Source organism: Bilifractor sp. LCP21S3_F8, assembly GCF_052117805.1.
Classification (GTDB): domain Bacteria; phylum Bacillota; class Clostridia; order Lachnospirales; family Lachnospiraceae; genus Bilifractor.
Map to the genome: position 1 here is coordinate 1 of NZ_JBQKIK010000052.1, position 3,105 is coordinate 3,105.

3 protein-coding genes are annotated in these 3,105 nt (G+C 51.1%); all 3 read left to right on the forward strand.

Annotated elements, in window-relative coordinates:
- Positions 1-184 precede the first annotated feature (184 nt).
- Genes istA through ACTQ3A_RS13785 form a run of 3 tightly spaced genes read left to right on the forward strand, consistent with a single transcriptional unit; the run spans position 185 to position 2,875 of the window.
- Positions 185-1,741: an IS21 family transposase gene (istA, locus tag ACTQ3A_RS13775; protein WP_441101495.1), complete on the forward strand. Its 1,557-nt coding sequence runs from the start codon at positions 185-187 to the stop codon at positions 1,739-1,741.
- Positions 1,738-2,535 carry an ATP-binding protein gene (locus tag ACTQ3A_RS13780; RefSeq protein ID WP_441101494.1) on the forward strand — a complete coding sequence of 266 codons (798 nt, stop codon included), beginning with the start codon at positions 1,738-1,740 and terminating at the stop codon, positions 2,533-2,535. Before istA ends, ACTQ3A_RS13780 begins: the two co-directional genes overlap by 4 nt.
- Positions 2,528-2,875, forward strand: coding sequence for a hypothetical protein (locus ACTQ3A_RS13785; RefSeq protein ID WP_441101493.1), 348 nt, complete (start codon positions 2,528-2,530; stop codon positions 2,873-2,875). The genes ACTQ3A_RS13780 and ACTQ3A_RS13785 overlap by 8 nt, the downstream gene beginning before the upstream one ends.
- Positions 2,876-3,105: the final 230 nt, after the last annotated feature.

A 3,105-nucleotide genomic window follows, 5' to 3' on the forward strand; every position in this document is an offset into this window, starting at 1 on the left:
TGTATATTCCGACCGAGAAGACCAGTCTCCACGGTCGATTAGCCCATCCCTAACGGATGGATAGCCCACCTGTCACGGTGGAATAGCCCACCATTCACGGAAAGGAGCCCAGCGATAGTTCGTTTTTCCTATAATGATACCGGCACACATTATGTGTGACTATTATTTAAGGAGGACGATGATCATGGTAGATTATCGCGAAATCCTGAGGCTTTTGAGCCTCAAGTACAACTACACCCAGATCGCCGCGGCGGTCCATAGTTCCCGCCACACGGTGCGGGATGTCAGCAGTCTCGCTAAGGAGAAAGGCATCTGCTGGCCTCTCGGAGAGGAACTGAGCAACCAAAAGCTCTATGAACTGCTCTATCCGGAACGGCTTAAGAAAGCCCAGGTCTACATGGAGCCGGATTGCCCCTACATCCATGAAGAACTGGCAAAAAAAGGTGTCAACCTTACCCTGCTTCATGAAGAGTATAAGGTTAAATGCGCCGGTGCTGGACGCGTCCCCTATCAGTACACCCAGTTCTGCGAGATCTATCGCAGCTGGGCCAGGAAATCCAAGGCAACTATGAGGATCAACCATAAGCCAGGCGATACCATGGAAGTTGATTGGGCAGGCGGAACGCTCCCGATCACAGATCCTGTAACAGGATCCACTAATCCGGCGTATCTGTTTGTAGCGGTGCTCCCATGCAGCTGTTATGCCTACGCAGAACTTTGCAGCGACATGCAGTCTGAAAGCTGGCTGCTCTGCCACGTACATGCCTATGAATACTTTGGTGGTGTCACGAGGCTCCTGATCCCTGACAATTTAAAAACCGGCGTAACACGGAATACCAGACTGGATACGGTTATCAACCGCAGCTATGCAGAGCTTGCCGATCACTATGGTACAGCTGTTGTACCCACCAGGGTAAGGGCTCCCAGAGACAAATCTCATGCGGAAGGAACCGTCTCCTACGCATCTACATGGATTCTTGCCGCGCTGCGCAATGAAACATTTTTCTCCCTTGCCGATGCGAAAGCGGCGGTAAAGGAAAAACTGGAAAAGCTGAATGGCTACCCCTTTAAAAAGCGGGAAGGAAACCGCCGTGAAGCCTATCTTCAGGAAGAAAAAACGTTTATGCAGCCGCTTCCCGCCAATCCGTATGAACCGTCCATCTGGTCAGAACAAACGGTCCTTCTCGATTATACTGTGACAGACGGGATAAACAAATATTCCGTCCCGTATGATCTGATCGGCGAGATGGTCAGCGTTCGCGTGACTCATGACACAGTAGAGATCTTCTTCAACGGAAACCGGATAGCGGGACACCCAAGAGATCGGCGACGCAGACGTGACCCGATCGTGATTCCCTCACATATGCCTGAAAATCACAGGCAATACCTGGCTTACACGAAAGAAGATTTCGAAACATGGGCTTCCGGCATCGGTCCAAACACAAAAAAGGTGGTGCGTTTCTTTCTGGAGTCAGGAAAGGCTCCGGAGCAGGGATTCAAATCCTGCGTAAGCCTCAAAAAGTATGCTGAACGTTATAAAAAAGAACGCATCGAGGAAGCCTGCCGGCAACTCCTGGGATTCAGCGGAGAACCATCTATTCGCGGAATAAGTATCCTTCTGAAATCACCTGTTTCAAAGAAAACTACTGGCGTCCCGTCATCAACGCCTTCCTCATCCAGACACAGCCGCGGAATCACCCGCGGCGCGGATCAGTTTCGGAAGGGAGGCGATGAACAATGATCAATCTTGAGACCGTAAAAACGCTGCGTGCTCTTCGTCTACCCGGTATGGCCAGAGAACTGGAATCACAGCTCGAAGACCCCCAGCGTTATAAAGATCTGTCATTCGAAGACCGGCTTGCCCTTATGGTCGATGCGGAAGGCCTGTCCCGGCGCCAGAATACAATCACGCGCCGCATCCGGGAAGCGAGGCTCAGCGAATCCACAGCAAGCGTGGAATCGATTGAATATCATGAGGACCGGGAACTTGATAAAGGTCTGATTACAAAACTGGCAACCTGCTCATACATTCAGGAGAACCATCATGTCATTCTGAAGGGCGCCACTGGAGCAGGCAAGTCCTACATCGCAAATGCACTTGGCGTTGCAGCTTGTCGGAAGCTTTATAAGGTGCGCTATATAAGACTTCCGGATCTGTTGAATGAGTTTACGGTTGCCAAGGCAATGAACACGCAGAACAAGGTCAAAACCGCTTATGCAAAGTTTGACCTGCTGATTATAGACGAATGGCTCCTGCGGCCACTCTCGGAAGCAGAGTCATATGATCTGTTGGAGATCCTCGAAGTCTGCAGCAAGAAAGGAGCGATGATCTTCTGCACTCAGTATGATACCGATGAATGGTACTACCGTATCGATTGTGACCGGCCTGAAGGCGACGACAGCGCCGTTGCTGAGGCGATTCTGGACCGGATCATCCATAACAAGTATGCGATCAATGTTAAGGGCCGTATTTCCATGCGAAAGAGGCACGCTTTTGCCGGATCGGAGGAAAGTGAGGTGAGTATCAATGGCTGATATAACCTCCACTGATCTTCTCGACGAAGTGGATTGTTCTGATTCCTGCGAGGTGGTCCTTGCACTATGTGAACTGGTTGATAAGCTGATCGCAGACATTCAGTCTCTCGAACTGGAATGTATCAGTACCCGGTATCTCCTAAGTGAGCGCATGGACAGAGAAGCCGGTGAACTTCTACGGATGGATATCTTATCCCACCTGGCACCAAGGCATGCCGGCGATCCCGGCTATGAGCTGTATAAGGCGCTAATGTATGCCAACGGTGATCCCATGGAGTTTCGCGATTATCTTGTCAAGGTACAAACGGCCTGCAAAGGGGAATGGCCCTGCTGGCACTGATACGATAATAACTTATTGGCTGCCCGCCCGTTCGAGCGATGTGCTTACACGGGCGGCGCCGCCTCAGAGATATCTTTAAGTAACCGCCGGCGCTGCGCGGATGGAAACATTTGTAATTACTAATCCGCCCGCCGGCCATACCGGGCTCTGCTCCGTGACAACTGGGCTGATCTGCCGTTAATGGTGGGCTAATTAGCCGTGAAGAGCGGACTAATCACGCGAAATATACA